General features: G+C 39.8%; 13 protein-coding genes and 2 pseudogenes. 6 read left to right on the top strand and 9 right to left on the bottom strand.

Annotation, left to right across the window (positions count from 1 at the left end; translation table 11 throughout):
• Positions 1 to 131 precede the first annotated feature (131 nt).
• The 5 genes and pseudogenes from ALFOR1_RS04790 (at position 132) to yegD (ending at position 5,819) form a co-directional block, all read left to right on the top strand.
• A complete protein-coding gene (locus tag ALFOR1_RS04790; protein WP_104642229.1) occupies positions 132 to 2,408 on the top strand; it encodes a TonB-dependent receptor in 2,277 nt (758 codons plus the stop codon).
• Between the two features lie 98 nt (positions 2,409 to 2,506).
• Positions 2,507 to 2,803 carry a hypothetical protein gene (locus tag ALFOR1_RS04795; protein ID WP_104642230.1) on the top strand — a complete coding sequence of 99 codons (297 nt, stop codon included), beginning with the start codon at positions 2,507 to 2,509 and terminating at the stop codon, positions 2,801 to 2,803.
• Between the two features lie 56 nt (positions 2,804 to 2,859).
• Positions 2,860 to 3,516: pseudogene (locus tag ALFOR1_RS04800) on the top strand (HAD family hydrolase).
• Positions 3,517 to 3,549: 33 nt separating this feature from the next.
• Entirely contained in the window at positions 3,550 to 4,392 is an 843-nt protein-coding gene (locus ALFOR1_RS04805) for a DNA ligase (RefSeq protein ID WP_104642231.1), read from the top strand.
• Positions 4,393 to 4,454: 62 nt separating this feature from the next.
• Entirely contained in the window at positions 4,455 to 5,819 is a 1,365-nt protein-coding gene (gene yegD / locus ALFOR1_RS04810; protein WP_104642232.1) for a molecular chaperone, read from the top strand.
• A gap of 13 nt (positions 5,820 to 5,832) precedes the next feature.
• On the opposite strand, the gene ALFOR1_RS04815 is transcribed toward yegD, so the two are convergent.
• The 3 genes and pseudogenes from ALFOR1_RS04815 to ALFOR1_RS04825 all read right to left on the bottom strand — a co-directional run bounded on the left by ALFOR1_RS04815 (position 5,833) and on the right by ALFOR1_RS04825 (position 8,173).
• Positions 5,833 to 6,297: a methylglyoxal synthase gene (locus tag ALFOR1_RS04815; RefSeq protein WP_058547341.1), complete on the bottom strand. Its 465-nt coding sequence runs from the start codon at positions 6,295 to 6,297 to the stop codon at positions 5,833 to 5,835.
• Between the two features lie 42 nt (positions 6,298 to 6,339).
• Complete coding sequence (locus tag ALFOR1_RS04820) at positions 6,340 to 6,984, bottom strand: LysE family translocator (RefSeq protein ID WP_104642233.1); 645 nt, start codon at positions 6,982 to 6,984, stop codon at positions 6,340 to 6,342.
• Positions 6,981 to 8,173 (bottom strand): annotated as a pseudogene (locus ALFOR1_RS04825) (multidrug effflux MFS transporter). Before ALFOR1_RS04825 ends, ALFOR1_RS04820 begins: the two are co-directional and overlap by 4 nt.
• A 182-nt stretch (positions 8,174 to 8,355) precedes the next feature.
• On the opposite strand from ALFOR1_RS04825, the gene ALFOR1_RS04830 reads away from it, so the two are divergent.
• Complete coding sequence (locus ALFOR1_RS04830) at positions 8,356 to 8,829, top strand: hotdog fold domain-containing protein (protein WP_104642235.1); 474 nt, start codon at positions 8,356 to 8,358, stop codon at positions 8,827 to 8,829.
• Between the two features lie 9 nt (positions 8,830 to 8,838).
• Here the strand turns inward: ALFOR1_RS04830 and ALFOR1_RS04835 are convergent, their stop codons facing one another.
• The 6 genes from ALFOR1_RS04835 to ALFOR1_RS04860 all read right to left on the bottom strand — a co-directional run bounded on the left by ALFOR1_RS04835 (position 8,839) and on the right by ALFOR1_RS04860 (position 17,810).
• The gene (locus ALFOR1_RS04835) at positions 8,839 to 9,324 is read right to left on the bottom strand and encodes a bactofilin family protein (protein WP_058547345.1); all 486 of its coding nucleotides are present in this window, start codon (positions 9,322 to 9,324) and stop codon (positions 8,839 to 8,841) included.
• Positions 9,314 to 10,477 carry a M23 family metallopeptidase gene (locus tag ALFOR1_RS04840; protein WP_104642236.1) on the bottom strand — a complete coding sequence of 388 codons (1,164 nt, stop codon included), beginning with the start codon at positions 10,475 to 10,477 and terminating at the stop codon, positions 9,314 to 9,316. Before ALFOR1_RS04840 ends, ALFOR1_RS04835 begins: the two co-directional genes overlap by 11 nt.
• Before the next feature lie 141 nt (positions 10,478 to 10,618).
• On the bottom strand, positions 10,619 to 11,932 hold the full coding sequence (gene fahA, locus ALFOR1_RS04845; protein ID WP_104642237.1) for a fumarylacetoacetase: 1,314 nt from the start codon (positions 11,930 to 11,932) through the stop codon (positions 10,619 to 10,621).
• Between the two features lie 136 nt (positions 11,933 to 12,068).
• Complete coding sequence (gene hppD, locus ALFOR1_RS04850) at positions 12,069 to 13,115, bottom strand: 4-hydroxyphenylpyruvate dioxygenase (protein WP_058547348.1); 1,047 nt, start codon at positions 13,113 to 13,115, stop codon at positions 12,069 to 12,071.
• A 310-nt stretch (positions 13,116 to 13,425) separates the two neighbouring features.
• On the bottom strand, positions 13,426 to 16,173 hold the full coding sequence (locus ALFOR1_RS04855; protein WP_104642238.1) for a metallophosphoesterase: 2,748 nt from the start codon (positions 16,171 to 16,173) through the stop codon (positions 13,426 to 13,428).
• A gap of 143 nt (positions 16,174 to 16,316) precedes the next feature.
• Entirely contained in the window at positions 16,317 to 17,810 is a 1,494-nt protein-coding gene (locus ALFOR1_RS04860) for a peptide MFS transporter (protein WP_104642239.1), read from the bottom strand.
• Between the last annotated feature and the right edge of the window lie 216 nt (positions 17,811 to 18,026).

Here is an 18,026-nt window from a genome sequence, read left to right on the forward strand (position 1 = left end):
TTTGTACTCTCGGTGATGAGGTCCGCGCGCCATATAGCAAGACGCGAAAAATTGTACGAGCCCGCAATGAATACATTGCGCAACACAAAAAACCGTTGAACAAGAGTGCATACAAAAGGTTAATACCCGACATGAAATCATTAAAAAAAACTGCAATAGCGACCATTATTAATGCTGCTCTATTATCTGCTGCTGGCACATCCGTTTCGGCTTTCGCTGCTGAAGAAGATACCGCTAAAAAAAGCAATCAACTAGAAGTTATCCAAGTTACCGCTCGTAAACGTGTAGAAAATGCTCAAGAAGTACCTGTAGCAGTATCTGCATTACAAGGTGATAACTTAGATGCATACAGCTCAGCAGGTATGGATATTCGCTTTATGAGTGCGAAAATTCCAAGTCTTTCAATCGAATCTTCGTTTGGACGTTCTTTCCCTCGTTTTTATGTTCGTGGTCTGGGTAATACCGATTTCGATTTGAATGCTTCACAACCAGTTTCATTAGTTGTTGATGAAGTAGTTCAAGAAAATGCTATTTTAAAAGGTTTCCCGGTATTTGATGTAGAACGCGTAGAAGTATTACGTGGTCCTCAAGGTACATTGTTTGGCCGTAACACGCCGGCTGGCCTAGTTAAATTTGATACTGCTAAACCTAGTCAAGAATTTGAAGGTTACGGTGCTGTCTCTTACGGTAGTCGTGGCGCTGTAGATACAGAAGGTGCTGTAGGTGGCGCATTAACAGATCGTTTATCTGCACGTGTTTCATTACTGTGGCAAGACAAAGACGATTACATCGATAACCAAGCGCCTGGTTTTGAAGCTAAAGATGAACAGGGCGGCTACACAGAAAAAGCAGCGCGTATTCAGTTTTTATACGAAGGCGATGACTTTACTGCACTACTAAACTATCACACACGTGATTTAGACGGCTCACCAATTGCGTTTCGTGCAAACGTTATTGAAGCCGGTTCAAATGACTTAGTAGACAACTACGAACACGATGTTGTTTATCAAGATGCTGCTTCACGTTCAACACAACAAGTAGAATCTGAAGGCGCAAGCTTAAAGCTTGAGTGGGATATTAGCGATGAGTACACGCTAACTTCTATTTCAGGTTGGGAAAGTGCAGAAATTTACTCTCGTGCAGATATTGACGGTGGTTACGGCGGCTATACAATAGATGATGTTGCAGTTGATATGGGGCCTGGTGTTATTCCTTTTTCTTCAGAAAGTGCTGATGGGATCCCAGATCACGATCAGTTAACTCAAGAGTTACGCCTTGCAAGTAACTTTAGTGGTGATTTTAACTACCAAGTTGGTCTTTTTTACTTTGATGAAGAGCTAACAATTGAAAACTTTAGTTATGACACGGCGAACAATGGTGCTTTAAATGGCTACGTTCAGCAGCAGCAAGATACAACTGCATGGGCTATTTTCGGCTCTGTAGATTATGTTTTTTCAGATAAGCTAAAAGTAACTGCGGGTCTGCGTTACTCTGATGATGAAAAAGATTTCTCGGCAGACCGTACACTCAGTCCACTTAGCGTATTTGGCGTTGGTCCTTTATTCATAGAAAAAGAAGTTAGCGACAGCCATGTAAGCTGGGACTTATCTGCAAACTACAAAGTAAACGAAGATGTAAACTGGTATAGCCGTGTTGCAAATACATTCCGTGCACCTAGCTTACAGGGTCGTATTTTGTTTGGTGATGACGTAACAACTGCTGATTCAGAAACAGTGACTTCATTTGAAACAGGTATTAAGTCAGATGTACTTGACGGTCAAGGCCGTGTAAATGCAACTGTATTTTACTACACAATGGATGACCAACAGCTTACAGCTGTAGGTGGTGGTGCTAACTTTAACCGCTTAGTTAATGCTGATAAAACTACAGGTTATGGTTTTGAGCTAGATACTGAGTGGGTATTAAGCGATGAGTTTAATGCAACATTCAACTTAAGCTACAACAAAACTGAAATTAAAGATAATGATTTAGCTGTGGCTGTTTGTGCACAATGTACAGTTAATGACCCTATTAACAGTGCAGGCTTAGCGGTACTTGATGGTAACAGCTTACCGCATGCTCCAGAGTGGATTTCTAACTTTACGCTTCGTTACAACAAAGAGCTTGCTGAAGGTAATTTCTTTGCATTAGGTGATATTTCTTACCGTAGCGAAATTAACATGTTCTTATATGAGTCTGTTGAGTTTGAAGGTAAAGCATTAACCGAAGTAGGTTTACGCGCAGGTTATGAGTGGGCTGAAGGTGACTACGAGTACCAAGTATCTGCTTTTGTTCGTAACTTATTTGATGAGCAGCAAGTAATCGGCGCAGTAGATTTCAATAACAATACGGGTATTGTTAATGAAGAGCGTTACATTGGTGCAGAATTTAAAGTTAACTTTTTCTAAAATTAACTTAAATTAATTTTAAAAGCCTGCCTTGTGCAGGCTTTTATGTTTTTATAAAGCTGGTAAAGTAGCGTTAATTAATTTAAAGAGATAAAAAAATGGCTGGATTTTGGAATTATCGTGTAATTTTTTGTGAAGCAACGAAAGACGAAGCAGCACAATATCAAATACACGAAGTAGAATATAACCTAAACGGTAAAGTGACCAACTGGTCTGAGACAGGTGCGGCTCCTTTTGGTACAACGCTTGATGAGTTAAAAGATGATTCTATGCGTTTAAACACAGCGTTTGAAAAGCCTGTACTTAAAGTTGTTCGCAAAACTCGTGGTTACGAGCTAGTTGATATTGAAACCGGTGAAGAAGCATTTGCTGAGCCTCCAGCAGGCTTAACATAGTAATACACAAAAGGCGCCTAGGCGCCTTTTTTAACGCTAAAATTTAAGGAGTGAGAATGAGCTTAAACGCAGTATTATTTGATATGGATGGCACATTAGTAGATTCAGAAAGCATGCACTTTGTGTGCTGGAGTCAATTATTAGCGCCTTACAACATACGTTATAGTGAGGATGAGTTTTGCCAGCGATTTTCAGGGCGACCAACGCTTGAGGCCGCTATTGATATCAAAAATGAAAACAACTTATCAGTAAGTGCACAGTTTTTAGCAGACGAAAAGTACCGTTTATTTGGTGAGTACGTAAAAAGTAATTTACCTCCTATTATGCCTTTTGCTGAGTAAACACTGAAAGCCGTTAAAAAAAGCGGTTTAAAAATGGCATTGGTTACAGGCAGTGCGCGCAGCGAAGCCATGCCTATATTAAAAGGGCTGGGCTTTTATGAGCTATTTGATACTGTGGTTACTAAAGATGATGTAACTAACCCAAAGCCAGCAGGGGATCCTTACCTTTTAGCGCTTAAACATATTGATGTAGCGCCAGAGCATGCGATTGCTGTTGAAGATACCTTTACCGGTGTATGCGCTGCAAATAATGCACACGTTCATGTTGTTGCGATTGCAAATCACCATACGGTTGATCATGACTTTAGCAAAGCGACTTATCGCATGAAAAATTTAGGTGAGTTTTGGCAGTGGGTGCAATCTCAACTATAGTTTAAGCCTTATTTACTTTGCAGGGATGCAGTAATGGCTTTTATAAAGTACCTTTTAATTTTATTAAGTGTTGTGTTTACACACGCTATTTATGCGCTTCAGCCAGATGTGCTTTTAGCAAAAGTATATGACGAGTCTAAACATGGCAATATTGAAAATTACTTAGTCAGTGAAAAATTTGACGGTGTAAGAGCAATATGGACCGGTGATAAGTTTGTAACTCGCAAAGGAAATGCTATTAATGCACCTAGTTGGTTTACTGAAGCATTGCCACAGGTTTGGCTTGATGGAGAACTTTGGATAAAGCGTAATAATTTTGCACGTGTAAGCGGTATCGTAAGAACCAAAATACCTAATAACCACGACTGGCAGAGCGTTGCGTATCAAGTATTTGATATGCCAGATCCGAGCATTCCTTTTAGCACTCGCTATCAAAATTACAGTCAATTAGTTGAGAAGCTTAATTTACCTCATATTAAAGCGGTTAAACAACATAGCTTTAATAGTCTTCAATCATTAACTAGCTATTTTAAAGGCTTAACCACACAAGGTGCAGAAGGGGTTATGCTTCATCTTGCAAGTGCTAAGTATAAAAGCGGACGCTCTGATGCACTATTAAAGTTAAAGCCTTACCTAGACGCTGAGGCTGTTGTAATTGAGCATTTACCTGGTAAAGGAAAGTATCAAGGTATGCTTGGCGCTATAAAAGTAAAAACATCAGACGGACAAGAATTTAAAATAGGTACTGGTTTTAGCGACGTGCAGCGTAAAAGTCCGCCTTTAATAGGCAGTACAGTGACGTACCGATACCATGGCCTAACAAAAAATGGTTTACCACGCTTTGCGAGCTTTTTAAGAGTTAGAGAGCCTTTATAGCGTTTATAATTATTATAAAGTGTGCTAAATTGCGCGGCCTTTTTGGTAATGTGTGGTGAAGTATGTTTGTAGGTTTTGATTACGGTAGTTCTAATTGTGCTATGGGTGTTATGGACGAAGGTCAGGTTCAATTAGTACCGTTAGAGCAAGGAAAACATTACTTACCTTCTACGCTTTACACTCATCACAGCGCTTTGGTTGTTGATTTTGTTGCTAAGCACATACATGGTACAGCCCATGAGCACGACTTTTTAACGCAGCGCCAAGCATTATTAAATACACTACCTCGTATTAAATCAGATCTTGATTTACAACCTTCGGACGAAACGCTTTTTATTGGCCGTGAAGCCATTAGTGAGTATGTACAGTTTCCTGAGGAAGGCTATTTTGTTAAGTCCCCTAAGTCATTTTTTGGCGCAACGGGCCTCAAACAAGGTCAAATTAATTTTTTTGAAGACATTGCAACCGCAATGATTTTAAAAATTAAACAGCGTGCAGAGCTCTCTTTAGGTAAAACGCTTACTCAAACTGTTATTGGGCGTCCTGTTAACTTTCAGGCCGTTGGCGGTGAGCAATCGAACCAGCAAGCTGTTGGTATTTTAGATCGAGCAGCAAAACGCGCAGGCTTTAAAGATGTTGAGTTTTTATATGAGCCACTGGCTGCTGGAATCGATTACGAAAGTGATTTGAACCAAGATCAAAAGGTATTAGTTATTGATATAGGCGGCGGTACAAGCGATTGCTCGTTTGTACAAATGGGGCCTAGTTTTAGAGGTAAGAGTGAGCGCGATAGCGACTTTTTAGCCCACAGTGGTAAACGCGTTGGCGGAAACGATTTAGATATAGCGCTGAGCTTTCATGGCTTAATGCCATTACTTGGTTTAGGGAGTACGTTTAAATCGGGCCTCCCTTTGCCTAATCAACCATTTTGGCAAGCGTGTAAAATTAATGATGTAAATTTACAGAGCCAATTTTATAGCGAAAATCATTACCGAGAATTAAGCGCCCAATTACGTGATGTAAGTGCACCAGCGCTCTATAAACGTTTAATGCATTTACAGCAAAACAAGCAGGGGCATCAACTTGTACAGCAAGGTGAGGCGGCTAAAATTGCGCTTTCGTCTGCAGATGCTTTTGATTGTGATCTAAGCTTTTTAGATAGTGGCCTTAATAAAAATTTATCGGTCAGCGATTTAGCAGTTGCTGTAGAAAGTAGTATTAGCCAAATAGTAACTTTAGCAAAACAAGCAATTACTGATGCAGCAACAACACCAGATGTTATTTACTTAACAGGTGGCAGCGCACAATCGCCCTTAATTAAAGCGGCGCTAAGTGAACACTTAGGTGATATAAAAATGGTGAACGGGGATCACTTTGGTAGTGTTACAGCCGGCCTAACTAAATGGGCCAGCATGCTTTATAAGTAGCTTAAAAGAGTATTTAAAGACTGATTTGTCGGGTTGCGAGGTATTTTTCGTAATCTGGCAATGTACGCTCAAGTTCAGTATCCATTAGTGGTGAACTTAATAGCATATCTGCACTTACTTCATTACACGCCACCGGAATATTCCAGACAGCCGCTAAACGTAGCAGTGCCTTGACATCTGGGTCATGTGGTTGCGATGCCAACGGATCCCAAAAAAACACTAATACATGAATTTCATGCTCAGCGATTTTTGCACCTAACTGTTGATCCCCACCCATTGGGCCACTTAATAGCTGAATTACATCAAGCCCGGTGGTTTTTTCAATCAAATGTCCTGTAGTACCTGTGCCATAAAGAGTGTGTTTGCTAAGAGCGTTTTTGTGCTTTTCGCACCATAGTTTTAATGCGGCTTTTTTACCGTCATGGGCAACTAAGGCAATATTTTTATTTGCTGGTAACGACTGTGTTTTTTGTTCCATGCTGCATCTTATTATTAGTTAAGCAATACTAATTATTTGTAATTAATATAATAAATTTATGGCAAGCGCAATAAACACTATACCGGAGACTCTATCAATCCAAAGCTGACTGTTTGGGTGATTCCTAAAAAACTGGGCAATTTTATCGCCAAAATAAATATACGTGCAGTCAATCGGAAAAGCAAAAATAGGATAGAGCAAACCAAAAAAAGCGAGCTGAAAAGTAGCTGATGATAAAGTTGGATCTACAAATTGGGGTATAAACGCAATAAAAAACAATGCAACTTTAGGGTTTAACACTTCGGTCATCATGGCCTGAAACATCACGTTAGATTTTTTACTTGTACTAATGTGTGGTTTTTCTTTGCCAGCGCAGTCGGTTGTGGAAGTAGTGCGCTTTAATGTGTCCTTGATCATCATAAACCCTAAATAACATAAGTAAGCAGCACCAGCATATTGCACCGCGCTATAGGCCGTGGCTGAGGCTTTTAACACTGCGCTTAAACCAATCACGGCAAAAAAGGTATGTACAACCCCACCTAAAGCAAAGCCAAAAGCACTTTGCATACCGGCCGCTCTGCCATTGGCAAAAGTTTGTGCCATCAAAAATGCATTTGATGGCCCAGGTGCGACAGCCATTAAAAAGCTAGCCAATAAAAAAGAAACTATAAAATCGGGATTAATCATGTTTTAGCAGGGTGTAACGTATGGGCTTTTTACTCATTAAAATAAGCCATAGCGGTGCTAGCAGCAATAAATGAAATGCAATGAGCCAAGGTGTACTTAACCCTAAGTATTGAGTTAAAAATACCAGCATACTTGCTCCACTCATTTGCATTGCTCCAAGTAATGCAGACGCTGTACCAGCTTGCTTAGGAAAGCTTGAAAGTGCCATACCTGCTGCTGAGCCCAAACTTAACGCAAAACCTAAAGCTGAAATTAAAATGGGTAACATAAGAGCAAAAGCTGTTTCTATATGGCTTAAGGCAAGCATTAAAATACCAGAAAAAACCAATAGGCTTACCCCTAAACGCAAAGCCCGTTGGCTATTACGTTTTATGTACATTGGGGTGATAAAACTTGCCACTATGCTCAGTACCGCATTTAAAGTAAACCAAAAAGTAAAGTCGGCAACGGTGCCACCTAAATAAGTAATGATCCAGCCCGGGGCGAGTGTTACATAAACCAATATGGCTGACATAGCGACCATGCACAGTAAACTATTGAACAAAAACACGGGCGTTTTGATAATAGGTTTAAAACGACGTAAATCTAAAATATGACCTTGGTAATGGCTATCGGCAGGGCGCGTCTCTCTAAAAAACAGTAAAGTAACGAGTAAACCTACAATGGCAAAAGCAGTTAAAAACATAAAGTTCATTCGCCAACCAAATTGCACGGTTAGCCACGCACCTAAAATAGGGGCCATAGCGGGTATAAAGCATACAATACCATTTAAATAGGTGATCATTTGCCCGCTGCGTTCGCTGCCATATTTATCGCGTACAATAGCGAATGCAACAACAAATGTGGCACACGCCCCTAAGCCCTGTAGCGCACGTGCCACCATTAAAATTTCAAACGAAGGAGCAAAATAGGCGAGTAATGCCGAGCCCGCATATAGGCTAACCCCAACTATGGCGACAGGTTTTCGGCCAAATTTATCAGCAAGTGGACCTGCAATTAGCTGTCCTAAACCCACGGTTAACATAAAAATAGCGACGGTTTGTTGTACTTGTTGCTCTGATACAGCAAATTGCTCTGCGATAGTAGGAAAGGCAGGTAGGTAAATATCGATTGCCATTGGGCAAAAAATAACGAGTAGCGCTAAAATGAGCAGTAATACTAAATTGGGTTTAGCTGGGCGTGTTTGCATTGAGTCTCCTTTTGCTGGGTATTTTAGGTGTCCACCCATAAAAAAGAAAGGGCTTATGACCCCTGCATACGTCGTCATTCGTGTTTTTTACTTAATTAGCTACAAATAGACGCTTCAATTATCTTTTTTAAACTGGTCTGATGTGTTAATTTTGGAAAATATATAAATGTTTGGAAATAATAATGAGTAATAAATCCGCACTTTTAAAAACATGGCAAAAATTTAAAAGCCTGCCATGTGGGAATTGGTTGTTTAGTAAAGCGGTATGCTTTAAGGCGCCTTATTTTGGCTCAATGAAACCGTACATACTTGATTTAAAAGAGGGGCACTGTAGCGCTGTAGTCAAAAACCGTCGCAGCGTACACAATCATATTGGTACTATTCACGCTATTGCACAGTGTAACTTAGCTGAATTGTGTGCAGGCGTAATGGTTGATGCAACTGTACCTGTAAAAACTCATCGCTGGATCCCAAAAGGGATGACCGTTCAATATTTAGCGAAAGTAGATACTGATGTGACAGCAATTGCGGAGATTGATTTACCGCATGTGTGGGTAGATAAAGAAGATTTAATTGTGCCGGTTAAGCTTTACAATACCCGCAATGAACTGGTGTTCACTGCAGATATTACAATGTATATTACTGAAAAAAAGTAGCTCCAAACTCTACTTAGTTTTGTCTGCGGCTTGTTTATTAACAAACGACAAGTCGCTATCGCTATCATCAAGTAATGCCTTTACTTCTTTTGCAGGTTTTGAATCATTACTAATTAATTCGGGCTCTTCTTTTTCAAACCGCTGCTTTAAGCTGCCCTCAATAATAGCGCCAGCGTCAATGCTTAGCGTATCGTGAAATACATCACCGTGAACGTGAGCACTACTTTGAATTTTAACTTCGCTTGCGTTAAGTGAGCCAATAATTTTACCTTTGACAATGACACTTTTAGCTTCAACTATGCCTTCAACAATCCCTGTTGAACCAATAACTAAATGTTCAGCTTTAATATCGCCGTCAATACGGCCATCTAGCTGAACTTCACCTTGGCTTGTTAAAGTGCCCGTTAAGCGCACGTCTTCAGATATAATTGAAGGTGTATGGTTAACTCTTTTTAAGCTAGTGTTATTTGTGTTTTGCTTTTTTTTACCGAACAAGAGAAAGCGCCTTTGTTATTTTTAGAGGATTGACGTGCTTGCCATCAATTAGTACTTCATAGTGTAAGTGCGTGCTTGTACTTCTGCCAGTGCTACCCATTAAACCAATAACATCATTTTTGGCAATGGTTTGGCCTTTTTTAACTTTAATTTTATTTAAGTGCCCAAAGCGAGTCACTAAGCCATTTTTGTGCTCAAGCTCTATAAAGTTACCATAACCGCCGTTTCGGCCAGCACGAAGGACTACAGCGTCCGCAGGAGCAAATATTTTTGTTTTGTGCCAACCTGCTAAATCAACCCCTTTATGAAATGCTCGGCGGCTGTTCATTGGATCTTTACGAAGTCCAAAATTACTTGAGATGTAGTATTTAGCGGCATCTAAAGGTAATGAGTTTGGTAACTCAGTTAAAAAGTTCTCTAGGTTATTTAATAATAATAGCTTATCGGCAATCGCTAAAAATTGCGTAGGAATTTTAGCTTCATCAAATAAATCCAGTGGACCACCTTGTGCAGCTGTTATTGCACTTAATGTTAAATGTTGCTCTAAAGCAGACTCAAGCCCTACGCCTTTAAGCATGGCTAAAATAGCACTGTGGCGTTTATCTATTTCGCTATCAAGTAGCGCAAAATTGTTTTCGTAATGTTGTGTTAATTGCTGAGCACGTGCTGCAAACGTAATAGGAGTTATTAAATTTGCATGCTTATTTTTTTGTTCTTCATCAATTAAAGGCTCATGAAACTCACCTTTATCATCGTTAATTGGCGACTGAAGCTCATCTTCAATTTTAATTGTTTCTTTACTAATTGAAGCGGGGAGCGATTCAATCATGCTTTGCAGTAGCGCTTGTTTTTGCTCAAGCACTGCGAGTTGTTCTAATTGTTTTGCATGTAAGGCTTGCTGCTCACTGGCTTTTTGCTGCCAAAGAGTTTGTTTGCTTAATTGATTTTTTTCTATATTAGAAATTTGGTTCGTTTGCGTATAAACACGAAAACTTGAAATGCTAACCCAGGCAATAGTCGCTAAAAGTAGAATTACTACGAAAAGTTGTAACCAAGAGGCTAAAACAATGTGCTTAACTTCGCCGTTTTGGCGAATAAGCAGCTGTCTAGCTGGGAATAATTTTTTATAAAAAGACTTTATAGATACTGGCATGGCATATAAATACTGGCTATTAACCGAATTAATGTATCAATCTGAGCTTAAAAAGCCAGAAAAAAATTGTAACTGTTCAAAATTTAATAAAAAAGGGCTGCTTATGCAACCCTTATAAAGTTTAATTTTTTAACGTTTTAATTATTTTGCAGCTAAAACAGTGCTTTCTACAGAGCCGAAACCAATTCGTGCAAAACCTGATTTTTCACACCAGCCGCGCATAATCACGTTATCGCCATCTTCTAAAAAGCTGCGTTGCTCGCCATTACTGAGTGTTATTTTTTCTTTACCACCACGAGAGAGCTCTAATAAAGAGCCCGCTTCTTCATGCGTTGGGCCTGACTGAGTACCAGAGCCCAGCATATCACCTGGCATAAAGTTACAACCATTTACTGTGTGGTGCGTTACCATTTGTGCCACTGTCCAGTAAGAGTGCTTAAAGCTAGAGGTTGATACGCGGGTAGGTGAGTGACCTTCACTGCGCATTTTTTCAGTCTGAATTTTAACATCCATTTGAATGTCAAATGCACCTTGCTCGCGGTTAGCTGCAGATTCTAGATACTCCATAGGTTGCGGATCGTTTTCATCACGTGTCCAGCTTGTTCTATAAGGGGCTAGTGCTTCAGTGGTTACAATCCAAGGAGATACGGTTGAGGCAAAGTTTTTTGCTAAAAATGGGCCCAGAGGTTGGTATTCCCATGCTTGTAAATCACGTGCTGACCAATCGTTAAATACACAAAAACCAAATACATGATTCTCAGCATTCTCGATGGCGATAGCATCACCAAGTGCATTACCTTTGCCTAAGTAAATACCAAGTTCTAGCTCATAATCTAGGCGCTTACATGGGCCAAAAGAAGGGACATCTGCATCAGGCGCTTTTGTTTGCCCTTGAGGGCGATGAAATGTTTGCCCTGATACATCAATAGATGAAGAGCGACCATGGTAGCCAATTGGTACCCATTTATAGTTAGGCAGTAATGGGTTGTCAGGGCGGAATAAGCTACCAACGGCTGTTGCATGGTAAATTGAGGTGTAAAAGTCGGTGTAATCACCAATGCGACACGGGAGTGAAAACTCTATATCAGCTTGGGTTATTAATGTACTTTCAATTTCTTTTTGTTGTTGTGCGCCTTCGCGAAGTGCTTTTGAAAGTGCTAAACGCAGTGCAGACCAATATTGTTGGCCAAGCCCCATAAACGTATTTAATGTAGATTCGCTTGCTGCATCAAGCGCTGTTTTAGCATCACCGGTAAAAATGTTTAAGTGGCTTAATTTTACTAAATCGATAACTTGGTCGCCAATTGCCACACCGCCGCGAAAGGCCTCATCAGTGCCTTTGGTGCGAAACTCTGCAAAAGGTAAATTTTGAATCGGAAAATCACACTCTGCATTATTTGCAGAGCTTACCCAGCTCGTTAAATTAATATCATGGGTTTCGTTAATAAGGCTCATTACATTTCCTTTTTATTTTTACTGTATGGCGACAAGGTATGGTTTATTTAATCATACTAGTGCTTGGCACAATACTTTTTAAATTTAAAACGACAAAAAGCAGCGAAAATCGCTGCTTTTAATTTACTCAAAAAAGTTATAAAACGCCGCGGCGCTCTTGATCGCGTTCAATTGATTCAAACAGCGCTTGGAAGTTACCTTCGCCAAAGCCGCCATCGTCAACACGTTGGATCATTTCAATGAAAATTGGCCCAAATAAATTCTTAGAAAATATTTGTAATAAGTAGCAATTTTCACTTTGGCTATCGACTAATATTTGGTGCTCACGAATTTTTTCTTTGTCTTCTGCAACCCAAGGTACACGGTCAAAAATAGTGTCGTAGTATTCAGGAATAATATCTAAAGTAGCAATGGTCGATTTATCAAGCTTATCAAGTGAGCTAACTAAATCATCAGTTAAAAACGCTAAATGCTGAACACCAGGGCCGTTGTATTCGCCTAGATACTCATCAATCTGGTTATTGTCGTTGCCTTTACCTTCATTAATTGGAATAGAGAAGGTGCCGCAAGGTGACTTAAGTGCATACGAAATAAGCGCTGTTTTTTGACCTTTAATGTCAAAATAACGGACTTCTGTAAAACCAAAAACATCTTTATAAAAGTTAGCCCATGTTTCCATTGTGCCTTTATAAACGTTGTTAGTTAAATGGTCGATACGCATAAACCCTTTATCATCAACGATGTTTGCTGTAGCTAAATCTTCAAAGTCGCTTTGGTAAATAGTGCCTTTATCCCCAAACTGCTCAATAAAGTAAATTAGACTGTCGCCAATACCGTAAATGGCAGGATAGGGTAAATCTTTGTGTGTTGAATCGGTTGCAGGTTTTGCACCACGAGCTACCGCTGTTTCAAATGCGTGCTGCGCGTCGTTAACGCGCCAGCCCATAGAACAGATTGCCGGACCATGACTTTTAGCAAATTCTGCTGAAAAGCCATCACGTTCATTGTTTAGTAAAAAGTGAATGTCGTTTTGGTTGTAGTAGACAATATCTTTGCCTTTGAATTTTTTCAATTTTGAAAAACCAAAATCAGTAAACACTTTATCCATGTAGTCTGCGTCAGGTGTTGCGTATTCAGTAAACTCAATACCAACTAAACCTAGTGGATTATTTGCTTCACTCATTTTTTATTACTCCTGCAATAAATATTGCTACTGCGATTATGTGTTGTTGTCGTATTGAGCTAGATAATCAACCAGATTTTAGGTTTGGGGAAGAGGGGGTCAATATTTAGTAAATAACCGAACTGTAAATTAAATAAGACGTTTACTAAAATGTTCGTTTTTTACATTACGGTTTGAAATGCTAGAGGCAAAATTAACTGCGACTAACAGTGTGACTTATATTTAATTCATTGTTTTATATGAATAAAAAAGAGGTTTTTAAATGATTAAAACCTCTTTTAGTGATTATTATTTATGACGTTTTTTGTAATTAATTATTTACAGCTTGTGTACCACTGTTAAAAAACTTGTTACGTTGCTCCAACCATGCGTTAGGTTTTATCTCAGGGGCTGCTTGATAGTGACGTTCAATAGTTTGATTTAACACACGTGTCGCAGGTTCAAAAGTAAGTTTCGATTGCGCGTTGCCCATGCTTTTAATTTCATCTCGGGTCATTGCACGTCCGGCATATAAAAGCGCATTTAAATAACCGGGTTCTGTTTCAAAGTTATTGTCTGTAAATAATAAAACGGCTGAGTTTAATGCCCATGTGCTATCAATTTCACCATCTTCCTTTACGCCAGCTAACTCGCCGTCTATATAAACCTCAAACACGCCATTACTTGGTGCGGTATAAAATACAAATGCAACACGATGCCAATTTTGCGGTTGTGTATCACCAAAATAGCCGCTGTCGCTGGTTGATTTACCGTAGCCGCCACTTGGGTCGATAAACATATCGGCATCATCAGTTAGGTAGTCTAGGGTATTTGCCTGCATAACCGCGCGGTAAATATCTCTCCCTTCTTCTGGCCAATATAAGTCCATTACTAAGGTGTAGTCTGACACCATACCTTCACTTGCATAATCGCCATTAGCGGGTGTATTTAATGTAATTAATAACCCTTCAGTGGGAGCATGCCTTGAAAACGCCATAACACCTGAGCTTGCGTCACTTAAATCTGAAATACCAAGTGCTTGAGTTGTATTATATTGTGTTTCTTCAGGACCCCAGTTTGTTTGTTCTGGATCAAAGTAGCTCAATACTGAAGGGCCATAATCTGCAGTTAAAGGGTTATTTGCATCGTCAAAATTCCACACCGTGATGTTGTTCTGTTCATTACATGAAAATAATTGATTATCGGTATCTAGGTATAAGCATTGGCTTGTTCTAAAGCGCGCGTATTGATCTAGTAACCACCATGCTTCGTCAATTGCTTCTACGTTTGAAAACGTTACACCGTTAAAAAATAATTCAGGATTAAGCGCAGCACCTTTAAATAAAGCGACCTGGTATGTGCTTGAGGCTTGTATATCATCAGGCTTTAGTAAAAACCAATCTGGTTGACTGGTAAACATGGTGTTTAAATCGCTGCCTGTAACCGTTACGCTGTATAGCGCATTAAACCCAGGCGTATTTGAAGGCTGCCTTTCTACATAATAGGCTTTATGAAAGTCTTCTTGTGTTAATGTACCCGGTGTCCAGCGGGTTTGCACAAGTTCAGGATTTAAAAGTGCCGCAGTGATATTGCTCGAGTGAGCAGCTGCTAAAGCGGTTATTTCTGCAAGCTCTAAACTACCAGGATAGTTTTCAGAAATAGCAATTTCTGTATCTGCATCAGGGGCATAACGGCCCATAATTTCATCAATTGCCAGTTTAGTCGGCTCATCAAGTTCTGTCACGCTGTCGGTTTCAATTGTGCTGTAGCTAATTGTAGGCGACGTTTTATCTTGAGTGTTAAAGGTAAGTGTTACGTCTGTAATACCTTTTGCATAAAAATCTGGCTGTATAACAACGCTCCCATTCTCGAGCGTAGTATAACTTTCACCGCCGTGGGTATGTCCGCCTAAAACTAAATCTATACCGGTAACATCGGTTGCCATATCAATATCTAGGCCTTCACCTAAATGGCTTAGCATTACCATATAATCAACGTCGTCTTGGTATTGGCTTACTATACTTTGTGCTATTTGTTGCCACTGCCAGCTCATTTTAAACTGTTTGATAAAATCAGGAATTGGCTCATCGTCTATAGGTTCATCTAGCTCGCTCCATGGTACTGAGGTCATACCAAATACGCCCAAGGTAACACAACCTACTTGCACTTTAGCAAAGCCTACCGCAGCAAAGTCTTGTAACTGTTCGCCCTCATAGCGGGTATTGCTAGCAAGTACAATGGCGCTGTCATCTTGTGAGTAGCTCAGTAATTTTTCTGGCCCCCATGCGTAGTCATGATTACCTACAACACGCAAGTCGAACTGCATTGCTTTTATCGCTTCTTCAGTTGCGCTACCTTGTGATAGTTGCTCGGCAACAGTGCCTTTTTCGTAGTCATCACCCCCGTTGGTAAAAAGGGTGTGCGGCGTTTGCGCTAACGCTTGGTTGTAGTAGGCTTTTATGCGGCTAAAATACTGCTCCTCATAACCAAATCGTGCGTGTAAATCGGCAACATGAATAAATCTTACTGACTGCTCAGTCGCGTTAATATCACAAGTTGGGCCAATATCGCCAAAGGCTTCGTTGCGCTGCATAATAATGGCATATGTGCCAAGCGTGGTTACTTGAGCGCTTACAAATCCATCTTCAACGTAAGAGTTTTCAATAACTGTCCATGAATCGCCCGATTGACTAGCAATAAATAGCTGTCCGCCTAGCTGGTAATCATCTGGTATTTGTATGGTAATTGTTATTGGGTTACTAAAAGAAACTGTACTTGGAGTGAGTACATGTATATCAGAGATAATATTTAGCAGTGCATTAGCATCATCTAAAACGGTTTTTTCGTAGGTAAGTTCAGTGCTTTGCGATACTGCATTGGCAGGTACTGTGAGTAAAAAGCTTCCTTCATCAAGGCTTACATTTAGGCCTGCACTTGCAGATACAGTTAATTCGCTTGGCTCTGGCTCGACTGGATCGTTAGGATTAGTTGTAACTTGATCATCTGAACCACCACAGGCAGATAATAAAAGAATAAATAAAGTCAAAAATGTGGTGCGAGATAAAGTTAACAAGCGCATGTACTGCTTCCCTGAATCTAGTTAAAAATTAATCAGGAGATAATACCAGTTAACACCGCTGTGACATAGAAAATTGAGGAAATTTCCCCCATAGGAGCTATGGGGGAGGTTTTATTAATATTTATTTGAATTGCAGATAAATATTAAGCGATTTTTTCTTCTAAGCCTTGTTTTTCCCATACTTTAGCTTTAAAGCTCATAAGTACTAAAACAATACCAACACCAATGCTAAATAATGCAATTTGTAGGTATAGGTTAGGAATTTCATCAACGTTATTCGGATCAAAATTACCAGCAAGTAAGCCTGCGATAATGTTACCAATAGAATAAGTTAATACAAACACACCCATCATTTGGCCTGTGTAGCGCTTAGGTGATAGTTTACTTACAGCACTTAATGCTACAGGGCTTAAACAAAGCTCACCCACAGCATGTAAAAAGTAAGTAGTAACAAGCCAGTAAGGCGCAACCTTTAAACCTTCAGCAGCGTACTGAGCCGCCATAAACATAACTAAAAAGCCTGATGCCATGATAATTAAACCAAGAGCACATTTAACGCTGTAGCTAGGTGAAACTAAGCTTTTAGATAAGTTAATCCAAAGCGCTGCAAAAAATGGCGATAGAGCAATAATAAACAACGAGTTTAACGACTGGAACCACGTTGTTGGAATTTCAAAAGTACCAATAAGGCGGTCAGTATAATCACGGGCAAATAAGTTTAGTGATGAACCCGCTTGCTCAAAGCCAGACCAAAAACAGGCTGAGGCAATACATACTAAAAATAGTGCCCACATTCTTTGTTTTTCTGCGGCAGTTAATTTACCTTTAAAGTAGATAAGGCCAAAATAAACAAAAAAGATCACAGTAAATACTACAGCAGTATAACCTGCAACTACTGTCGGATTAATAATGATAACGCCAGTCATTGCAGCAATAGTTACTGCAGCAGCTGCAACTATAAATAAGAAAATACCGCCCCAAGCGCGTGAAGCACCTTTTGGACCTAATGGATTTGCAGGTAAAGCGCTGTGTTCAGGTAAATTATTAAGTGTACGCTTGTACTGTATTAAACCAATAGCCATACCTACAGCTGCCGCGCCAAATGCCCAGTGCCAGCCTACGTTTTCCATAAAGTAACCACATACGTAGTAACCAATTAAAGAACCTAAGTTAATACCCATGTAGTAAATAGCGTAACCGCCATCACGGCGCTCATCAGCATCGCTGTATAATTGGCCTACCATTGCACTGATATTTGGTTTAAGTAAACCAGTACCTGTTGCTACAAATATTAAACCAATAAAAAATGAATAATCATGTGGGATAGCCAAAATAATATGACCAATCATAATGATTATACCGCCATACCACACTGCTTTTTGGCCACCGAATAATCTATCGGCAAGCCAACCACCAGGTAAACCTAAAAAGTATACCGCGCCTGTGTATAAGCCGTAAATTGCAGCAGCTGATGCAACGGTAAAGGCAAGGCCTTCTTCTTGTAAGCTTGCTGTCATGAACAATACGAGCATAGCTCGCATACCGTAATAACTCATTCGTTCCCACATTTCAGTGAAGAACAATGTTGAAAGTCCTTTAGGGTGGCCAAACCAGCCACTATCTGGAGCTGAACTCATATTTACTTCCTAACTTTAAGTATTGTTTTGATGGCCTTATAATTTTTTGCTTTAGCTATTTTAGGATTTGTACGTACTAAAATGCTCGACCATCAGTATATTATTTGTAGCTAAGATAATGATTTGCTATATGGTAGTAACACCACAAGGTAAGAGACACACCCTTATCCTAGTTACAATTGCGCTCAAGTATACATATACCTTAGTGCGAGGGGA

Source organism: Pseudoalteromonas carrageenovora IAM 12662, from assembly GCF_900239935.1.
Taxonomy (GTDB): domain Bacteria; phylum Pseudomonadota; class Gammaproteobacteria; order Enterobacterales; family Alteromonadaceae; genus Pseudoalteromonas; species Pseudoalteromonas carrageenovora.